This is a genomic window from Rhodococcus sp. DMF-1 (genome assembly GCF_021441945.1).
GTDB lineage: Bacteria > Actinomycetota > Actinomycetes > Mycobacteriales > Mycobacteriaceae > Rhodococcus > Rhodococcus ruber.
The window spans coordinates 1,223,404-1,241,474 of record NZ_CP090442.1 but is presented as its reverse complement, the minus strand read 5'-3'; the positions used below and the strand labels follow the sequence as shown (position 1 = coordinate 1,241,474).

Below are 18,071 nucleotides of genomic sequence, written 5' to 3'. Positions count from 1 at the left end.
TGTCACGGTGTAGGTCCGGCCCACGAGACTGCCCAGGTCCGGACGCACGATCCGGATCGCCCGGTCGCGCCCGGGGGCGCGGGCGAGCATCGGCCGCGCCGCCGGCGACGGGACCGCCGGGGTGTCCGCGGACCGCGCCGATGCCGCCCGCCGCACCAGGACCGCGCCGAGCCCAGGTACCAGCGAGCGAAGCGTGCCACCCCCGACACCGCTGCGGCGGCGTGGTGCGGGCGCGTCGCGGCCGGCGCCAGACCGGGAACGCGCAGTGGCTGCCCGTCCGCGCCGAACAGTGCGCCGAGGAAGGCACCCAACGCCGAACCGACCATCACGGCGTGGCTGACCTGCAGCACGACGACCGTCACGGTCGCCGTCGGGTCGTCGGGGTCGGACACTCCGGCGAAGACGTGCAGGCACCACGCACGCCGCCGGACGTCCAGCGGGTCCGCGCAGAGGTCGGCGATGGCGTCGATGCAGTCCGTGAACGAGCCGCCGGCCCACTCGCGGTACTCGATACGTTGCTCGGGCGGGAGTTGCGCCCGCACCCAGTACGGGTAGTCCAGCCGGCCGGGCGCCTCGACGATCCGCCGGTCCAGCGCCGTCAGCAGATGCGTCCGGGAACGCAGGTGAGCGAGCGCGTCCCCGGGGCCGCGAACGGTCCTGTCCTGCTCATCGAACACGACGAATGCGGACCAGTCGGTCGGCCGGCCCGGTTTCGACTCGTAGTAGTTCGCGGCATCTGCCCAGGTCAGGCGCGCGTGCCGCCACTGACGTATCGACACACCGGGAATTGTCCCCGATCGGGGCGCGATCCCGGGCCGGAACGGCCCCTAGCCGCGAGCGCGCTCGAGCACTTCGCGTGCCCGCTCGGCGTCACGGTGCATCGCCGAGACGAGGGCCTCCACCGATTCGAACCGCTCCATCCCGCGCAGCCGCTCGACGAAGTCGACCGCGACGTGCTGGCCGTACAGGTCGGCCTCCTCGTCGAGGACGAACGCCTCGACCGTGCGGGTACGCCCGGAGAAGGTCGGGTTGGTGCCCACCGATACGGCCGCGAGGTACCGCTCCCCCGGGGTGACGGTGCCGAGTCCACCGCTACCCGGACCGAGGACGGTGAACCAGCACGCGTAGACGCCGTCCGCGGGAATGGCCGAGTACATGGGCGGCGCGACGTTCGCGGTGGGGAAGCCGAGATCGCGGCCCCGGCCGTCGCCGTGCACCACGACGCCCTCGACGCGGTGGGGGCGGCCCAGCGCGTCGGCCGCGGCGGCGACGTCGCCGGCGTCCACGCACGAGCGGATATAGGTGGACGAGAACGTCACCGCATGTTCGCTGAGCAGGGTCAGGCCCTGGACGGCGAAGCCGAAACGCTCGCCGATGGTGCGCAGCAGATCCACATTGCCGGCGGCCTTCTTGCCGAAGGTGAAGTTCTCGCCGACGACGACCTCGGCGACATGGAGCCGCTCGACGAGGATCTCGTGGGCGTACCGCTCGGGGGACAACTTCATGAACTCGGGCGTGAACGGCATGACGCAGAAGACGTCGATGCCGAGTTCCTCGGCCAGTTCGGCACGTCGCGCCAGGGTCGTGAGCTGCGCCGGGTGGCTGCCCGGCCGGACGACCTCCATCGGGTGCGGATCGAACGTCATCAGGGCGCTGGCCGTGCCGCGTTCCTTCGCCGACTTCACCGCCCGCGCGATCAGTTGCTGATGCCCGCGGTGCACACCGTCGAACACCCCGATCGTCAGGACACAACGACCCCAATCCGCAGGAATTTCGTCGAGACCTCGCCATCTCTGCACACGCTGCAGCCTACGACCCGGCGGCCGGGCGGTCATCTCCGGCTCGCCCGGAGCGCCTCATGGACAACTCCGCCAGTGTCCCGCCATAATTTCGGCATGCCGAACATTTTCGTTGGACTACGCAAAATCGTGGTGGTCGTCGCGGCCACGACGGTCCTGGCGGGCTGTGCCGCGGCGCAGAGTTCCGACGACGACCGGCCCCTGGTACTGACCACTTTCACCGTGCTCGCGGACATGGCCCGCAACGTCGCCGGGGAGCACCTGCGGGTCGAGTCGATCACCAAGGTCGGCGCCGAGGTCCACGGTTACGAACCCACCCCGGGCGACCTGCGTTACGCCTCCCGCGCCGACCTCGTCCTCGACAACGGCCTCGGCCTCGAGCGCTGGTTCGAGCAGTTCCTCGCCGATACCGACGCGGCCCACGCCGTGCTCAGCGACGGGGTTCCGCCGCTGCCGATCGGCGAGGACGCCTACGCGGGGCGGCACAACCCGCACGCGTGGATGTCCCCGTTGGCGGCCCAGACCTACGTCGACAACATCGCCGCCGCCTTCACCGACCTCGACCCCGAGCACGCCGCGGACTACGCCGCCAACGCCGCGGCGTACCGCACCGAACTACAGGCGCTGCACGAAGAACTCGTCGCCGATCTGGCCGTGCTGCCGCCGAACCACCGGGCGCTGGTCACCTGCGAGGGGGCCTTCAGCTACCTGGCCCGCGACGCCGGCCTGAGCGAGGCCTACCTGTGGGCGGTCAACGCCGACCAGCAGGGCACCCCGCAGCAGATCGCCCGCACCGTCGACTTCGTCCGGACCAACGCCGTGCCTGCCGTGTTCTGCGAGTCCACCGTCTCGGACAAGGCCCAGCGGCAGGTCGCCGAGGACACCGGAGCCCGGTTCGGCGGAACCCTGTATGTCGACTCGCTCTCCGAGCCGGACGGTCCCGTGCCCACCTACCTCGACCTGCTCCGGCACGACGTCCGCACCATCACCGAAGGGCTGCGTCCATGACCGCGACACCCACCCCCGCCCTGGCCGTCTCGCGGCTCAGCGTGCACTATCGCACCGTCACGGCGCTCGACGGCGTCGACCTGACGCTCATCCCCGGCCGGGTGTGCGGGCTCGTCGGTACCAACGGCTCGGGCAAGTCCACCCTCTTCAAGGCGATCATGGGCATCGTGCGACCGAGCACCGGCACCGTGTCCATCGGCGGGACCGACACCGTCACCGCCCGGAAGGCCGGTGCCGTCGCGTACGTGCCGCAGAGCGAGGCCGTCGACTGGGACTTCCCCATCAGCGTGGGCGAAGTCGTGATGACGGGCCGCTACGGCCGGCAGAACTGGCTGCGCCGGCCGCGGCCCGCCGACCACGCCGCCGTCCGGGCCGCGCTCGAACGCGTCGACATGGCCGGCTACGTGCAGCGGCAGATCGGCCAGCTCTCCGGGGGTCAGCGCAAGCGTGTCTTCGTCGCCCGTGCCATCGCCCAGGGCGCTCCCCTGCTCCTGCTCGACGAGCCGTTCGCCGGCGTGGACAAGCGCACCGAGGCTGCCCTGACGGAGGTGATCCGGGACCTTGCCGGTTCGGGGCACACGATCCTCGTCGCCACCCATGACCTCGCCGGACTGTCGCTGCTGTGCGACGAGGCCGCGCTGCTGCAGCGGCGCATCCTCGTCCACGGCGCCCCGGACGAGGTGCTGCGGCCGGAGAACCTCGCGCGCGCCTTCGGCGTCGACCCCCTGCTGCCGGCCCCCCACGTCGCCCAGGAGGCACGGTGAACCTCGTCGAACTGATCGTCGAACCTCTGCAGTACGGCTTCATGCAGCGCGCCCTCGTCGTCGCGGTGGCCGCCACGATCGTGTGTGCCCTGCTCAGCTGCTGGCTCGTACTCATCGGGTGGTCGCTGATGGGCGACGCCGTCTCCCATGCCGTGCTGCCCGGCGTGGTGCTGGCCTACCTGGTGGGAGCGCCGTTCGCGGTGGGCGCGCTGCTGTTCGCCGGGGCCGCCGTCGCTCTGATCGGGCTCGTCCGCAACACCACCAAGGTCAAGGAGGACGCCGCGATCGGCGTGGTCTTCACGACGTTGTTCGCCCTCGGTGTCGTGCTGATCTCGAAGAACCCGAGCCAGGTGGACCTGCACCATGTGCTGTTCGGCAACCTGCTGGGCCTGGCCACCGCGGACATGTGGCAGGTCACCGCGCTCGCAGTGGTGGTGCTCGTCGTGTTGATCGCCAAGCGCCGCGACCTGACCCTGTTCGCGTTCGACCGGGGGCAGGCCCACGCCCTCGGGATCTCCCCGGCCCGGCTGTCCGCGCTGCTGCTCGCGCTGCTGGCGGTCACCATCGTCGCCGCCATCCAGGCCGTCGGGGTCATCCTCGTCGTGGCGATGCTGATCATCCCCGGTGCGACGGCGTACCTGCTCACCGAACGGCTGTCGCGGATGCTGGTGCTCGCTCCCACCCTGGCTGCACTGACGTCGGCGACCGGCGTATACGTCAGCTACTACACCGATGCCTCCACCGGCGGCGTCGTCGTTCTGGCCCAAGCGGTCGTGTTCACGATGGCCTATCTGTTCTCGCCCCACCAGGGACTCGTCACCGGAGCCCTGCGACGGCGCACTCGGCTGCGCGAGCCGGATGATTCGACGGTGAGAGTTGCCTAAGCTGTCCCCGTGGGCGACAGGAGCGGGGCGACCGAGGTGGCGGCGACGGACATGCTGACGCCGGTCGCGCAGGACTATCTCAAGATCATCTGGACCGTCCGGGAATGGTCGGGTGAGAAGGTCTCGACGAAGCTGCTCGCCGAGAAGCTCGGAGTGTCGGCCTCGACCGTCTCCGAGGCCGTCCGCAAGCTCGCCGAGCAGGGTCTCGTCGACCACGCACGCTACGGCGCGATCTCGCTCACCGAGGCCGGGCGCGCGGCGGCCGTGGCCATGGTCCGCAAGCACCGCCTGCTCGAGACGTATCTGGTCCGGGAACTCGGCTACGGCTGGGACGAGGTGCACGACGAGGCCGAGGTGCTCGAGCACGCCGTCTCCGACCGGCTCGTCGCCGCGATCGACGCCAAGCTCGGCCATCCGGAACGGGACCCGCACGGAGATCCGATCCCGGCGGTCGACGGCACGATCCCCACGCCGCCGGCCCGCCAGCTCAGCGCGTTCGTCGACGGTGAGCACGGCCGGGTCGCCCGCATCTCCGACGCCGACCCGGCAATGCTGCGCTACTTCGACGACGTGGGCATCGCCCTCGACACCGACATCCGCGTCGTCGAACGCCGCGACTTCGCAGGCACCGTCGCGGTTCGCATCGGCGGCGACGCCGGCAGCACGGTCGACCTGGGACATCCCGCCGCCGACGCGATCTGGCTGGTGTAGGCGGCTCCGCCGCTACCGGGATGTGGGTCAGTGCGCCGCCGTTCACGGCGGTGGTGAAGGCCCGCGCGGGAAGGGCCGCCAGGGCCGAGCCGTGCCCTGGACGGGACGGTTCTGCTGCTCGATGTACTGGCGCACGATGCTCAGCGGCGCGCCGCCGACGGACCCGGCGAAGTAGGACCCGGACCACAGCCGTTGCGCGCGCCAGTAGTGCCGGACCAGCTCGGGGAACTCCTGGCGCAGACGACGGGAGGAGACGCCTTTCAGGCTGTTGACCAGCTTCGAGACGGCGACCTTGGGCGGGTAGTGGACCAGCAGGTGTACGTGGTCGGCCTCGCCGTGGAACTCGACCAGCTCGGCCTCGAAGTCCGTGCACACCGCGCGCATGATCTCTTCCATCCGGTTCAGGTGCCGGTCACCGAACACCTGGCGCCGGTACTTCGTGACGAAAACCAAGTGCACATGCACTAGAAAAGTGCAGTGTCTGCCAGTGCGGATGTCGTCGTCATCGCCCATAAACCAATAAGGTACAGTGGTCTGTGTGCAGCTCCGGTACGCCTACCGGCTCGACCCGACCCCGGCCCAGCGCCGAGTGTTGGCGCGGGTGTTCGGCTGCGCCCGGGTGGTGTTCAACGACGCCATCGCCGCTCGGCGGGCGGCGCACGAGGCGGGGGCGCCGTTCCCGACCGACGCGGCGCTGTCGAAGGCGCTGACCGCGGCGAAACGGACCCCGGAACGGGCATGGCTGGCCGAGGTGTCCGCCGTCGTCCTGCAACAGGCCCTCGCCGACGCCTGCGCCGCCTACCGGAACTTCTTCGCCTCCCTCGACGGCACCCGGAAGGGTCGCAAGCTCGGCGCGCCCCGGTTCCGGTCACGGACGGACCGGGCCCAGTCGATCCGGTTCACCAAGGCCGCCCGGTTCCGGGTGCTCCCGAACGGGCGGCTGCGGCTGCCGGGGGTCGGGGACGTCCCGGTGCGCTGGTCGCGCGACCTGCCCTCGGCGCCGTCGAGCGTGACGGTGACGATGGACGCGGCCGGGCGGTACCACGCCTCGTTCGTCGTCGACGTCCCCGACCAGCCGTTGCCCCTCGTGCCGCACGAGGTGGGGATCGACCTGGGGCTGACACACTTCGCGGTACTGTCGGACGGCACGAAGGTCGACGCCCCCCGCCTCGCCCGCAAGGCGCAGGCCAAGCTGCGGACCGCGCAGAAGGAACTCGCCCGGCGGCAGAAGGGCTCGGCCCGCCGGGAGCGTGCGCGCCGAAAGGTGGCGCGCTGCCACGCCCGGGTCGGGAACACCCGCCGGGACTGGCTCCACAAGCTCTCCTCCACGATCGTCCGCGAGAACCAAGCGGTGTACGTGGAGGACCTCGCCGTGTCCGGGCTGGCCCGGACGAAGCTCGCCCGCTCGGTGCACGATGCCGGGTGGTCGACGTTCACGGCGATGCTCGAGTACAAGGCACGGCGGCACGGGCGCACCTTCGCCCGGGTCGACCGGTGGTTCCCCTCCACGCGGGCGTGCTCGGTGTGCGGGGCCATCGGGGAGGCCAAGCCCCTGCACGTCCGGTCGTGGACCTGCCCGTGTGGCGCGGTCCACGACCGAGATGTGAACGCCGCGAAGAACATCCTGGCCGCGGGACGCGCGGACAGCCCAACGCTCGTGGAGCCGGTGTCAGCCGGGACCCCGGTCCCGCACCCGGCCGTGAAGCGAGAACCCGCCGGGAGCACCGCATGAGCGGCGCAGACCGGAATCCCCGCTGTTCACGACGGGGAGGACGTCAAATGGTGGCCGGGCGCACGACGAACACCGCCGAGGCCCGCGTGCCCTTCTCCTGGAGCAGCGCCGCGGCGCGGCCGGACGGATCGATCGCCGCGTACACGCCGGGGATCCCCACCGGGTCCAGCCACCGGCCGTTCGCGAGCAGTGCCGCCTCCGCGGCGGTGACGTCCCGGCACGGGAACGCCGTCCGGATCGCGGCGTCGATGTCCAGGCTCACGGTCGGGTCGTCCTCGAGCTGGGCGAGCGTGCGAGCGTGCTCGAGCCCGAACGGGCCGACCCGGGTGCGGCGGAGCGCGGTCAGATGCGCGCCGACACCCAGCGCGGACCCCAGGTCGCGGGCGAGCGCCCGGATGTAGGTGCCCGACGAGCACTCCACCTCGACGTCGAGGTCGACGAAACACCCGCGGTCCGCGCGCACCTCACGCCGGGCGAGTACCGCGAAACGGGAGACCGTGACCGGGCGGGCCGCCAGCTCGACGGCCTCCCCGTCGCGCATCCGGGCGTAGGCACGCTTGCCGTCCACCTTGATCGCGCTGACGCTGGCGGGCACCTGGGAGATGTCCCCCGTGAGCGCGGCGACGGCCGTAGCGATCGCCTCGTCCGTGACCGCGGCGGCGTCGGTGGTCGCGAGCACCTCGCCGTCGGCGTCGTCGGTGACGGTGCTCTGGCCGAGCCGGATCGTCGCCGCGTACGCCTTGGTGGTGAGGGCGAGCAGACCGAGGATCTTCGTCGCGCGCTCCACCCCGAGGACGAGCACGCCCGTCGCCATCGGATCCAGGGTGCCGGCGTGACCGACCTTGCGAGTGCCGAGCAGTCGCCGGCAGCGGGCCACCACGTCGTGGCTCGTCATGCCCGCGTCCTTGTCGACGACGAGCAGACCGGCACGGGTGAGGGCGGGGTTCTCGGAGGCAGACACGGGGCCCGATTCTGCCACGTCGACTGCGACGTCAGCGCACGACGATCGCCGTGAGCACCAGCCCGTCGGCGATCAGCCACCGCCCGTCGAACGCGGCCAGGGGGGCACCCGTCCGGGTGTCTCCGGGGACGAGCAGGTCGGAGCGAAACGTGCCCGACGCGACTGCGCCCGGTGCGGCCGCGCCGTCGCGCTCGAACGTGATGTGGGCGTCCTCGAAGCCGAGCCAGCGTCCGGTGAGCGGGAACCACGCCTTGTAGGTGGCCTCCTTGGCGCAGAAGAGCAGGCGGTCCCAGTGCAGACTCGGATCGGTGCCCGCGAGCCAGGTGCGCTCCTGGGGCAGGGAGACCGCTTCGAGCACCCCGTCGGGGAGAGGTCCGTGCGGCTCGGCGTCGATCCCCAGCGACCGCACCTGCAACGCATAGGCCAGAACAGCTCCGCGGTATCCGTCGCAGTGGGTGAGGCTGCCGACCACCCCTCGCGGCCAGACCGGTGCCCCTTTGTCGCCCTTGAGCACCGGGCCGGGTTCCATCCCGAGCTGCCGCATGGCCAGCCGGGCGCAGTGCCGTGCCCCGGCGAACTCCCGCCGGCGCTTGTCCACCGCGCGGGCGACCAGCGGCTCTTCCTGCGGGTGCGGTCGCAGACCGGGCGGGTCCTCGAACAACTCCGCGGCGGCGATCCCGTCGGGCAGGATCCGGCTGATCAGCCCGGTGCGGGTCGCGGTGGTCGGGTCGGTCATCGCAACTCCCCTTCGCGCCCCGCGCGCATGCTCTGTGCAGTGCGCCCTGCACGCATCTTCTCGACTTCGGCTTCCATCTCGGGCGTGACCCGGAAGTGTCCGCCCCATTTGTTCAACGATCCCGGCGGGTACTCCGGCACGGGCAGGATCTGGCGTAACAGTCGATCCGGCAGGCCCCGGCGCTGCCATTCCCGCGGATAGCCGAGAGAGACCTCCTCGAAGCGGACACCGTCGTAGTACGTGGTACGCGGGATGTGCAGGTGCCCGTACACGGCGCAGAGGGCGCGGTAGCGCAGGTGCCAGTCGGCGGTCTCGGTCGTGCCGCACCACAGGGAGAACTCCGGATAGAACAACATCCGGGTGGGCTCGCGCACCAGCGGGAAGTGGTTGATCAGCACCGTCGGCAGCGATGGATCGAGGGCGTCGAGACGCTTGCGGGTCTCGTCGAGCCGTACGCGGCACCACACGTCCCGAGTGACGTACGGGTCGGGCGCGAGCAGGAATTCGTCGGTGGCGACGACGTTGCGTTCACGGGCCAGCGCCAGGCCCTCGGCCTTCGTCGCGGTGCCCTCGGGAAGGAAGGAGTAGTCGTAGAGCAGGAACATCGGCACGAGCGTCACCGGTCCGCCCTCGCCGTGCCACACGGGGTACGGGTCCTCCGGGGTGAGCACGTCGAGTTCGCGGCACATCGTCACCAGGTAGTCGTACCGGGCGGCGCCGTGCATCTGAACCGGGTCCTTGGCGGTGGTCCACAGTTCGTGGTTGCCGGGAACCCAGATCACCTTCGCGAAACGGCTGCGCAGCAGCGACAGTGCCCAGCGGATGTCGTCGGACTTCTCGGCGACGTCGCCGGCGACGATCAGCCAGTCGTCCGGCGATTCCGGGTACAGATCCTCGGTGACGGGGCGATTGCCTCGATGCCCGACGTGGATGTCGCTGACCGCCCACAGTTTCCCCGTCACCGGCTCTCCTTCTTCGTCTCGTCGCGCGCCGTCTCGTGCGGGGGCCGAGCCTGCCGGTCCGCACCGGTCACCGCCCACCGCCCCGACCGCGTCCGCCACACGACGGCCGCCATCCGGAACACGATGAACACCGTAAGCCCAGTCCAGATACCCGCGAGACCCCAGTCCCACACGAGCGAACACCACACGAGGGGCAGGAATCCGAACAGTGCGGACGCGAGCGTGGCGGTGCGGAGGAAGGCGGCGTCGCCGGCGCCGAGCAGCACGCCGTCGAGCGCGAACACGACACCGGCGACGGGTAGGAGCGCGACGAAGAACCACCAGGCGACGTCGATCTGCTCGAGCACCCCGGGATCGCTGGTGAACAGCGCCGGAATCGCGTCGCCGCCCCCGAGGAACACCAGCGCCAGGCCGGTGGCGAACACCGTGGACCACGCGGTGATCCGCCACGCCAGGCGCTTCGCATCGGAGCGGGCTCCTCCCCCCAGGGCCGCGCCCACCAGCGCCTGGGCGGCGACGGCGAGCGAGTCGAGGGTGAGCGAGACGAAGTTCCACAACTGCAGCACCACCTGGTGTGCTGCGACGGCGGCCGCCCCGAACCGGGCGGCGACCGCGGCCGCGGACAGGAAGCACGCCTGGAAGGCCAGGCTGCGGGCGATCAGGTCGCGGCCGAGCCGCACCTGCGCGGCGATCACCGTCCGTTGTGGTCGTAGCGGCACACCGGACCGGAGCAGTGCCCCGACGAACAGCGCTGCGGACACACTCTGGCCGGCGACGTTGGCGAGGGCGGAGCCGACGAGTTCCCAGCGGGGGGCTCCGGCCAGGCCGTGCACGAGCAGCGGGCACAGCACCGCCGAGAGCGCGAGCCCGGCGAGCACGTACCGCAGGGGGCGGGCGGTGTCCTGCACACCGCGCATCCAGCCGTTGCCGGCGAGGCCGACGAGGATCAGCGGTGCGCCGAACAGGGCGACGCGCAGCCACGACACCGCGGCCTCGGCGATCTGCTCGTCGCCGGCGATCAGCGCGGCCACCGGTTCGGCCAGGAGCTGGCCGACGATCAGGATCGCCGTCCCGACGGCGAGTGCGAGCCAGGTGGCCTGCACCCCCTCGGCGACGGCGGCGTCCCGCCGTCCGGCGCCGTGGAATCTGGCGGCCCGGGCGGTGGTGCCGTAGGACAGGAAGGTCAACTGGGTGCTGACCTGGGCGAGGACGAGGCCGCCGATGGCCAGTCCGGCCAAGGCCAGGGCGCCGAGCCGGCCGACGACGGCGATGTCGAACAGAAGGTACAGGGGTTCGGCGGCGAGTACTCCGAGTGCCGGCACCGCGAGCCCGAAGATGCGTCCTGCGGTGGCCTCGGGGACGAGGTGGGACGCGGCGTCCGGTTCCGGGCCGGCGGTGTCCTGCGGCGCCGGCATCGTCAGTCCAGTGCCGCGCGCAGTGCCGCGACGACCAGGTCGCGGTCGCCGTACGCGGTGTAGCCGGATGCGAACCGGTGCCCGCCTCCCCCGAGCGCGGCGGCGGTCGCGGAAACGTCGATGTGCCGCTTCGATCGCAGCGACACCGTCCACACGTCCGGCCCGCACTCCTTGAATACGGCGGCGACCTCCGCCTCTGCCGTCGTTCGAACGATGTCGATGACGCTCTCGATCTCCTCGGCTCCCAGATGCGCGGAGTCCGCGCGGCGCACTGTCGCGTGGACGAGTCCGCGACCGCCGGCGGCATCGGGGACGAGCGTCGCCGAGGCGAGCACCATCGACAGCATGGGCAGCCACCCGAACGGGTGGGTGTCGAGAAGCCGGCGGGTGATCGCGGCGCCGTCGATCCCGGTCGCCAGCAGCCGTTCCGCGAGGCGGTGCGAGCCCGCACGCCCCCAGCGGAACGATCCGGTGTCGGTGACCAGCCCCGCGTACAGACAGTGGGCGAGGTCCGCGTCGATCTGCACGCCCCACTCGTCGAACAGATCGGCGAGCACGGCGGTGGTGGATTCGGCGGCCTCGTCGATCAGATTGTGGGTGCCGAACCGCGTGTTGGAGCGGTGGTGGTCGATCACCAGGATGCGCTTCGCTCCGGCCAGGCGGCCCGCGAGTTGCCCGAGTCGGCCGACCGTGCCGCAGTCCACGGTGACGAGGAGATCCACCTCGTGACGGACCTGCCCGGCGGGCACCCGTAGGTGACCGCCGGGCAGGTCGCGCATCGAGGCCGGAACGGCAGCCGGAGACGCGAATGCCACCTGCACCGGAGTGCCACGCCGCTCGAGCACCGTGCCGAGGGCCAGGCCGGAGGCGAAGGTGTCGGCGTCGGGCTGGACATGGCAGAGGATCGTCACCGACGTCGCGTCCTCGAGGAGCGCGACGGCGTCGCGGAGATCGACCGCCGGGGCGGCCTGCGTCGATTCGGCCATCGGTGCGCTACAGATCGTCACCGTCGTCGGGACGCGACAGATCGTCACCGTCGTCGGGACGCGACAGATCGTCACCGTCGTCGGGACGCGACAGATCGTCACCGTCGGGACGGGTCCGGGGCTCCTTGTATGGGTCGGGCTCGCCGGCGGGTGCGGCTCCCTCCCGGGCCTTGGCCAGCTCCTCGTCGGCAGCCCGTGCGCGCTCGAGAAGTTCCTCCATGTGCCGGGCGGTGTCCGGCACGGTGTCGGTGACGAAGGTCAGCGTGGGGGTGAATCGCACTCCGGTTCCCGCTCCGACCTTCGAGCGCAGCACACCCTTGGCCTTCTCCAGGCCGGCGGCAGCCGCGGCCAGGTCGGGTTCGGCGTCCAGATTCTCGCCGCGGACCGTGTAGTAGACGGTGGCGTCGTGCAGATCGGCGGTGACCTTCGCGTCGGTCACCGTGACGAACGCCAGCCTCGGATCCTTGATCTCGTGATCGATGGCCGTGGCGACGATCGTGGCGATGCGCTTGGCCAGTCGGCGTGCCCGTGCTGGATCGGCCATGTCAGTCGGTTCCTCTCCCCGGCCGCCGACGGCGACCACATGTTGTTCGACCGGTCCGGTCAGTCCTCCGGACCGAAAATTCTTCGCCGCACGGAGAGCAGCTGCAACTCCGGGCGTTCGGCGACGAGCCGCTCGCACGTGTCGAGCACCTCGTTGAGGTACGGCACCGCGGACGCGGCCACCGCCACCCCGATCTCGGCGCGGCGGTAGAGGTCCTGGTCACCGGTCTCGGCGGCACTGACCGTCATCCGCCGCAGCTCGGCGAGCACAGGACGGATCACGGACCGCTTCTGCTTGAGCGAGCGCACGTCGCCGAGCAGAACGTCCAGTTCCAGAGCCCCGAGATACATCCGTCCTCCGATGTCGTGCGGTGCCGATCTCCGGCACGCCGACGGCGGCGGGCGATCATCTCGCCCACCGCCGCCGACGAGACCGTCGGGTGTATCCGGCCGCGTCAGTCGCGCGGCTTCTCGCGCAGCTCGTACGCCTCGATCACGTCACCGATCTTGATGTCGGAGTAGGTGACCGTCAGACCGCACTCGAAGCCTTCCCGCACCTCGGTCACATCGTCCTTCTCGCGCCGCAGCGAGGAGATGGTGACCGTCTCGGCGACGACGTTGTTGTCGCGGAGCAGACGGGCCTTCGCGTTGCGCTTGACGATGCCGGACTGGACCATGCAGCCCGCGATGTTGCCGACCTTGGACGACTTGAAGATCGCCCGGATCTCGGCGCGGCCGAGCTCGACCTCCTCGTAGATGGGCTTGAGCATGCCCTTGAGCGCCTTCTCCACCTCGTCGATCGCCTGGTAGATGATCGAGTAGTAGCGGATGTCGACACCCTCGCGGTTGGCGAGCTCGGTGGCCTTGCCCTCCGCGCGGACGTTGAAGCCGATGATCACAGCGTTGGACGCGGCAGCCAGGTTGACGTTGGTCTCGGTCACACCACCGACACCGCGGTCGATGACTCGCAGCCGCACCTCGTCCCCGACCTCGATACCCATGAGGGCCTCCTCGAGGGCTTCGACCGTACCGGCGTTGTCGCCCTTGAGGATGAGGTTGAGCTCGTTGTGCTCCTTGAGCGCGGCATCGAGGTCCTCGAGGCTGATCCGCTTGCGGCTCTTGGCGGCCAGCGCGTTGCGCTTGCGCGCATTGCGGCGGTCCGCGATCTGCCGTGCGATGCGGTCCTCCTCGACGACGACGAGGTTGTCACCGGCGCCGGGCACCGACGTGAAGCCGATGACCTGGACCGGCCGCGAGGGCGACGCCTCGAGGACGTCGTCGCCGTGCTCGTCCACCATGCGGCGGACCCGGCCGTACGCGTCACCCGCGACGATCGAGTCGCCGACCCGCAGCGTGCCGCGCTGGACCAGGACGGTGGCCACGGGGCCGCGGCCACGGTCGAGGTGCGCCTCGATCGCGACGCCCTGCGCCTCCATGTCCGGGTTGGCCCGCAGATCGAGGGACGCGTCCGCGGTGAGCAGCACGGCCTCGAGCAGCTGGTCGATGTTCAGGCCCTGCTTCGCCGAGATGTCGACGAACATGGTGTCGCCGCCGTACTCCTCGGTGACCAGGCCGTATTCGGTGAGCTGCTGGCGGATCTTCTGAGGGTTCGCACCCTCCTTGTCGATCTTGTTCACCGCGACCACGATCGGCACGTCCGCAGCCTGAGCGTGGTTGATCGCCTCCACCGTCTGCGGCATGACGCCGTCGTCGGCCGCGACCACGAGGATCGCGATGTCGGTCGACTTCGCGCCACGGGCACGCATGGCGGTGAACGCCTCGTGACCCGGGGTGTCGATGAAGGTGATCAGCCGGTCTTCGCCGTTGAGGTGGGTCATCACCTGGTAGGCACCGATGTGCTGGGTGATGCCGCCGGCCTCGCCCTCGCGGACGTTGGCCTTGCGGATCGTGTCGAGCAGGCGGGTCTTGCCGTGGTCGACGTGACCCATGACGGTCACCACCGGCGGGCGCTGCACGAGGTCTTCCTCGGTGCCCTCGTCCTCGCCGTAGGTGATGTCGAACGACTCGAGCAGCTCGCGGTCCTCGTCCTCGGGGCTGACGACCTGAACGTTGTAGTTCATCTCGGAGCCGAGCAGCTCGAGAGTCTCGTCGTTCACCGACTGAGTGGCCGTGACCATCTCACCGAGGTTGAACAGCGCCTGCACGAGGGCCGACGGGTTCGCGTCGATCTTCTCCGCGAAGTCGGACAGCGACGCCCCGCGAGCGAGACGGATGGTCTCGCCGTTGCCGCGCGGCAGCCGCACACCGCCGACCGACGGTGCCTGCATCGAATCGTATTCCTGCCGCTTCTGCCGCTTCGACTTGCGGCCACGGCGCGGAGCGCCACCGGGACGGCCGAAGGCACCCGCGGTGCCACCGCGGCCACCGCGACCGGCACCACCGCCGCCACCACCGGGGCGACCGCGGAATCCACCGGGAGCGCCGGCACCGGTGCCGGCACCCGGAGCGCCGCCACCACCACCGCGGTAACCGCCGCCACCGCCGGCCGGACGCCCGCCGGGGGCACCGGGCCGACCGGGACGACCGGTCGGGGCGGGACGTGCAGCACGCTGCGGCATCGCGCCCGGGTTCGGACGCGGGGGCATCGATCCCGGGGACGGCCGGGGGCCACCCTGACCGGGGGCCGGACGGGGACCGCCGGGACCGGCCGCGGGGCGACCCTGACCGGGGGCCGGACGGGGACCGCCGGGACCGGCCGCGGGGCGACCCTGACCGGGGGCCGGACGGGCACCACCGGGACCGCCAGCGGGGCGACCCTGACCGGGAACCGGACGCGGGGCGCCCGGACGCGGCGCAGGACGCTCCGCGGGGGCGGACGAGTACGGGTTGTTGCCGACGCGCGGCGGCTTGGGACCGGGACGGGGACCGCCCGGCTTGGGACCGGGGCTCGGCGTCTGCGGGGCCGGCGCCTGCGGGGCCGGTGCCTGCGGCGCGGCCTGCGCGGCCGGGGCCTCCGGGGTGGCCGGCTTCGGGGCGGCCGGGCGCGGAGCGCCGGGCTTGGGGCCGGACGCGGCGGGACGCGCCGCCGGAGCCGGGCTGGGCGCCGGGGCGGCGGCTTCCGGCTGCGGGGCCGGGGCGGGTGCCGGTGCGGCCTGCGCGGGCGCAGCCGGACGGGGACCGGGGCGCGGCGCCCCGGGCTTGGGGGCCGCCGACGGGGCTGCGCCGTCGCCGTTCGCCTTCGCGAAGGACTCGCGCAGTCGGCGCGCCACCGGCGGCTCGACTGTCGAGGACGCCGACTTCACGAATTCGCCCTGTTCCTTCAAACGGGCGAGAAGTTCCTTACTGGTGACACCGAGTTCCTTGGCCAACTCGTGTACACGGGCCTTGCCTGCCACTGCTCTCCTCACTGATGAGGTCGAGCGGCTGGTGCCCGCACGACCTCGGGTTATCTCCGATGGACGTTCATCGCTGGTGCTTCACGGTGTGCTCATGAGTGTTCGTACCTGTTCTTCTCAGAGTTGGTGTCCCCGGTCCGGCGCGTATCGCTACGCCGAGTTCCCCTCGTTCCGGACCCCGACCAGCTGAACAAGCGCGGACGGGTCGATTGTTCCCGACACCCGCAGCGCTCTGCCGAATGCTCGACGCCGCTCCGCCTGACCGAGGCATTCCGGATCGGGGTGCAGCCACGCGCCCCGACCGGGCATCCTCCGCCCCGGATCCGGCACCAGCACGAAACCTGTCGACTCCGTCGCCCGCGCCACGACCCTCAGCAGATCGGCAGCCAGCACCCGCTGCCGACACCCGACGCAGGTGCGCACCGGAGCGATGCGCTCTCGGCCGGCCGAGGGCAGCTCATGCTGAGCCATCGACCACTCTACCGCTGATCGGGCCGGAACCGTGCATTCCACCCCTACCTGCCTGTCGCGGGCGACCCCGCCGACTCCGAACCACCGGCCGCGGCGTCGCTGCGGATGTCGATCCGCCACCCGGTCAGCCGCGCAGCCAGGCGGGCATTCTGCCCCTCCTTGCCGATCGCGAGGGAGAGCTGATAGTCGGGGACGACGACCCGGGCCGCACGCGCGTCGGGATCGACGACTGTGACGGATACCACCTTCGAGGGGGACAGTGCGTTGCCGACGAACCTCGCCGGGTCCTCGTCGAAGTCGATGATGTCGATCTTCTCGTCCCCGAGTTCACGCATGACGTTGCGCACCCGTTGCCCCATCGGGCCGATGCACGCGCCCTTGGCGTTGAGCCCCGGCACTCGCGAATGGACCGCGATCTTGGAACGGTGGCCGGCTTCCCGCGCGACGGCGACGATCTCCACCGACCCGTCCGCGATCTCCGGCACCTCGAGGGCGAACAGCTTGCGCACCAGATTGGGGTGCGTCCGGGACAGCGTGATCTGAGGACCGCGCTGCCCACGGGAGACCCCGACGACATAGCAGCGGATCCGGTCACCGTGCTCGTACGTCTCGCCGGGCACCTGCTCGGCCGGCGGGATCAGCCCCTCGGCGCCGGTGGTCTCGCCACCGATCTTCACCACGACCATGCCGCGGGCGTTGGCGCGGGTGTCGCGCTGGACGACGCCGGCGACGACCTCACCCTCGTGCGTCGCGAACTCCCCGAACCGCTGTTCGTGCTCGGCATCGCGAATGCGCTGCATGATCACCTGGCGCGCGGTGGTCGCCGCGATGCGGCCGAAGCCCTCGGGGGTGTCGTCCCACTCGGAGACGAGGTTGCCGTCCGCGTCGAACTCCTGCGCCATCACCCGCACAGCGCCGGTCCTGCGGTCCACGTCGACACTCGCGTGCGGCTGGTGCCCGTCGGTGTGCCGGTAGGCGGTGAGCAGGGCCGTCTGGATCGTCTCGATCAGCGCATCGAACGGGATGTTCTTGTCGGCCTCGAGGACCTTCAGGGCTGCGATGTCGATATTCACTTGTCCACCTTCACTTCGTCCGTGCCGTTGTAGTCGGTGCCGTTCTCGTCGTCCGGATCCTCGCCGTCGCTCTCGGCGATCTCGCCCGCACGCACCCGGCCGTCCGGCACCCCGCCCGCGAGTTCGAGTTCGCGCGGATTCGGCGCGTTGAACTCGACCTCGACAACGGCGCGGCGCACATCCGCGAGCGGAAGCACCCGCACGGACGGCCCGTTGCGGCCGGGGACGACGACCCGGACCTCGTCGCCGACGAGCTCACCGATGCGGCCGACGATCGTCTCGTCGTCCAGGTCGATCCGCGCCTTGCGGGCCTGGGACCGGCGCCAGTGCCGTTCGAGGGTGAGCGGGCGGCCGATGCCGGGGCTGGTCACCTCGAGCACGTAGGGCGACTCGCCGAAGTCGGCGACGGAATCGAAAACCTCCGAGACGAGAGTGCTCAGACGGGCGGCCTCGTCGAGGCTCAGTCCGGTGTCGCTGTCGACGAACAACCGCACCGTGCTGTGCTTGCCCGCAGACGTGACCACGACGTCCTCGAGGTCGTATCCCTCGCGCTCGATCGGTCCGGAGACGAGTTCGGCAATTCTCTCCGGGGGCGGCACCGGCATCGCGACAAGCTCCTCGTTCAGTTGTGATCGCAGCGGACGACATGCCGGCGCACGAGCGGACCGGC

The 18,071-nt window shown here is 71.1% G+C and carries 19 protein-coding genes; 5 read left to right on the top strand and 14 right to left on the bottom strand.

The window, feature by feature from the left end:
• Nucleotides 1–2 precede the first annotated feature (2 nt).
• Together LZP97_RS05780 and LZP97_RS05775 are read right to left on the bottom strand one after the other, a co-directional pair.
• Complete coding sequence (locus tag LZP97_RS05780) at nucleotides 3–779, bottom strand: wax ester/triacylglycerol synthase domain-containing protein (RefSeq protein WP_234574987.1); 777 nt, start codon at nucleotides 777–779, stop codon at nucleotides 3–5.
• Between the two features lie 48 nt (nucleotides 780–827).
• Nucleotides 828–1,799 carry a bifunctional riboflavin kinase/FAD synthetase gene (locus LZP97_RS05775; protein WP_026137746.1) on the bottom strand — a complete coding sequence of 324 codons (972 nt, stop codon included), beginning with the start codon at nucleotides 1,797–1,799 and terminating at the stop codon, nucleotides 828–830.
• A 96-nt stretch (nucleotides 1,800–1,895) separates the two neighbouring features.
• Here LZP97_RS05775 and LZP97_RS05770 point away from each other — a divergent pair, with 96 nt between their 5' ends.
• The 4 genes from LZP97_RS05770 to LZP97_RS05755 are packed head-to-tail and all read left to right on the top strand — an operon-like array spanning nucleotide 1,896 to nucleotide 5,166.
• The gene (locus LZP97_RS05770; RefSeq protein WP_072786447.1) at nucleotides 1,896–2,807 is read left to right on the top strand and encodes a metal ABC transporter substrate-binding protein; all 912 of its coding nucleotides are present in this window, start codon (nucleotides 1,896–1,898) and stop codon (nucleotides 2,805–2,807) included.
• Complete coding sequence (locus tag LZP97_RS05765) at nucleotides 2,804–3,571, top strand: metal ABC transporter ATP-binding protein (RefSeq protein WP_010592695.1); 768 nt, start codon at nucleotides 2,804–2,806, stop codon at nucleotides 3,569–3,571. The genes LZP97_RS05770 and LZP97_RS05765 overlap by 4 nt, the downstream gene beginning before the upstream one ends.
• Entirely contained in the window at nucleotides 3,568–4,455 is an 888-nt protein-coding gene (locus tag LZP97_RS05760; RefSeq protein WP_010592696.1) for a metal ABC transporter permease, read from the top strand. Before LZP97_RS05765 ends, LZP97_RS05760 begins: the two co-directional genes overlap by 4 nt.
• Before the next feature lie 51 nt (nucleotides 4,456–4,506).
• Complete coding sequence (locus tag LZP97_RS05755) at nucleotides 4,507–5,166, top strand: metal-dependent transcriptional regulator (RefSeq protein WP_040271917.1); 660 nt, start codon at nucleotides 4,507–4,509, stop codon at nucleotides 5,164–5,166.
• Nucleotides 5,167–5,208: 42 nt separating this feature from the next.
• Here LZP97_RS05755 and tnpA read toward each other — a convergent pair whose 3' ends face one another.
• Complete coding sequence (tnpA, locus tag LZP97_RS05750) at nucleotides 5,209–5,679, bottom strand: IS200/IS605 family transposase (protein ID WP_048772774.1); 471 nt, start codon at nucleotides 5,677–5,679, stop codon at nucleotides 5,209–5,211.
• A 25-nt stretch (nucleotides 5,680–5,704) separates the two neighbouring features.
• Between tnpA and LZP97_RS05745 the strand changes: the two genes are divergently transcribed.
• Entirely contained in the window at nucleotides 5,705–6,898 is a 1,194-nt protein-coding gene (locus LZP97_RS05745) for an RNA-guided endonuclease InsQ/TnpB family protein (RefSeq protein ID WP_010592699.1), read from the top strand.
• A gap of 43 nt (nucleotides 6,899–6,941) precedes the next feature.
• Here the strand turns inward: LZP97_RS05745 and truB are convergent, their stop codons facing one another.
• From truB to rimP, 11 genes are all read right to left on the bottom strand, one after another.
• A complete protein-coding gene (gene truB, locus LZP97_RS05740) occupies nucleotides 6,942–7,859 on the bottom strand; it encodes a tRNA pseudouridine(55) synthase TruB (RefSeq protein WP_017680695.1) in 918 nt (305 codons plus the stop codon).
• A 31-nt stretch (nucleotides 7,860–7,890) separates the two neighbouring features.
• Entirely contained in the window at nucleotides 7,891–8,595 is a 705-nt protein-coding gene (gene npt / locus LZP97_RS05735; RefSeq protein WP_010592701.1) for a 4'-phosphopantetheinyl transferase Npt, read from the bottom strand.
• Nucleotides 8,592–9,557: a metallophosphoesterase family protein gene (locus tag LZP97_RS05730; RefSeq protein ID WP_017680696.1), complete on the bottom strand. Its 966-nt coding sequence runs from the start codon at nucleotides 9,555–9,557 to the stop codon at nucleotides 8,592–8,594. The genes npt and LZP97_RS05730 overlap by 4 nt, the downstream gene beginning before the upstream one ends.
• Nucleotides 9,554–10,972, bottom strand: a complete 1,419-nt coding sequence (locus tag LZP97_RS05725) for an MATE family efflux transporter (protein ID WP_010592703.1) — start codon at nucleotides 10,970–10,972, stop codon at nucleotides 9,554–9,556. The genes LZP97_RS05730 and LZP97_RS05725 overlap by 4 nt, the downstream gene beginning before the upstream one ends.
• A gap of 2 nt (nucleotides 10,973–10,974) precedes the next feature.
• Nucleotides 10,975–11,958, bottom strand: a complete 984-nt coding sequence (locus tag LZP97_RS05720; RefSeq protein ID WP_010592704.1) for a DHH family phosphoesterase — start codon at nucleotides 11,956–11,958, stop codon at nucleotides 10,975–10,977.
• Nucleotides 11,959–11,965: 7 nt separating this feature from the next.
• Nucleotides 11,966–12,502, bottom strand: coding sequence for a 30S ribosome-binding factor RbfA (gene rbfA / locus LZP97_RS05715; RefSeq protein WP_040271914.1), 537 nt, complete (start codon nucleotides 12,500–12,502; stop codon nucleotides 11,966–11,968).
• A gap of 59 nt (nucleotides 12,503–12,561) precedes the next feature.
• Complete coding sequence (locus LZP97_RS05710; RefSeq protein WP_003935690.1) at nucleotides 12,562–12,852, bottom strand: DUF503 domain-containing protein; 291 nt, start codon at nucleotides 12,850–12,852, stop codon at nucleotides 12,562–12,564.
• 104 nt (nucleotides 12,853–12,956) lie between these two features.
• Entirely contained in the window at nucleotides 12,957–15,857 is a 2,901-nt protein-coding gene (gene infB / locus LZP97_RS05705; RefSeq protein ID WP_082061257.1) for a translation initiation factor IF-2, read from the bottom strand.
• 150 nt (nucleotides 15,858–16,007) lie between these two features.
• Nucleotides 16,008–16,328 (bottom strand): YlxR family protein, encoded by a 321-nt coding sequence (locus tag LZP97_RS05700; protein WP_010592706.1) that lies wholly within the window; start codon nucleotides 16,326–16,328, stop codon nucleotides 16,008–16,010.
• Between the two features lie 44 nt (nucleotides 16,329–16,372).
• Nucleotides 16,373–17,401: a transcription termination factor NusA gene (nusA, locus tag LZP97_RS05695; protein WP_003938972.1), complete on the bottom strand. Its 1,029-nt coding sequence runs from the start codon at nucleotides 17,399–17,401 to the stop codon at nucleotides 16,373–16,375.
• Complete coding sequence (rimP, locus tag LZP97_RS05690) at nucleotides 17,398–18,006, bottom strand: ribosome maturation factor RimP (RefSeq protein WP_010592707.1); 609 nt, start codon at nucleotides 18,004–18,006, stop codon at nucleotides 17,398–17,400. The genes nusA and rimP overlap by 4 nt, the downstream gene beginning before the upstream one ends.
• Nucleotides 18,007–18,071: the final 65 nt, after the last annotated feature.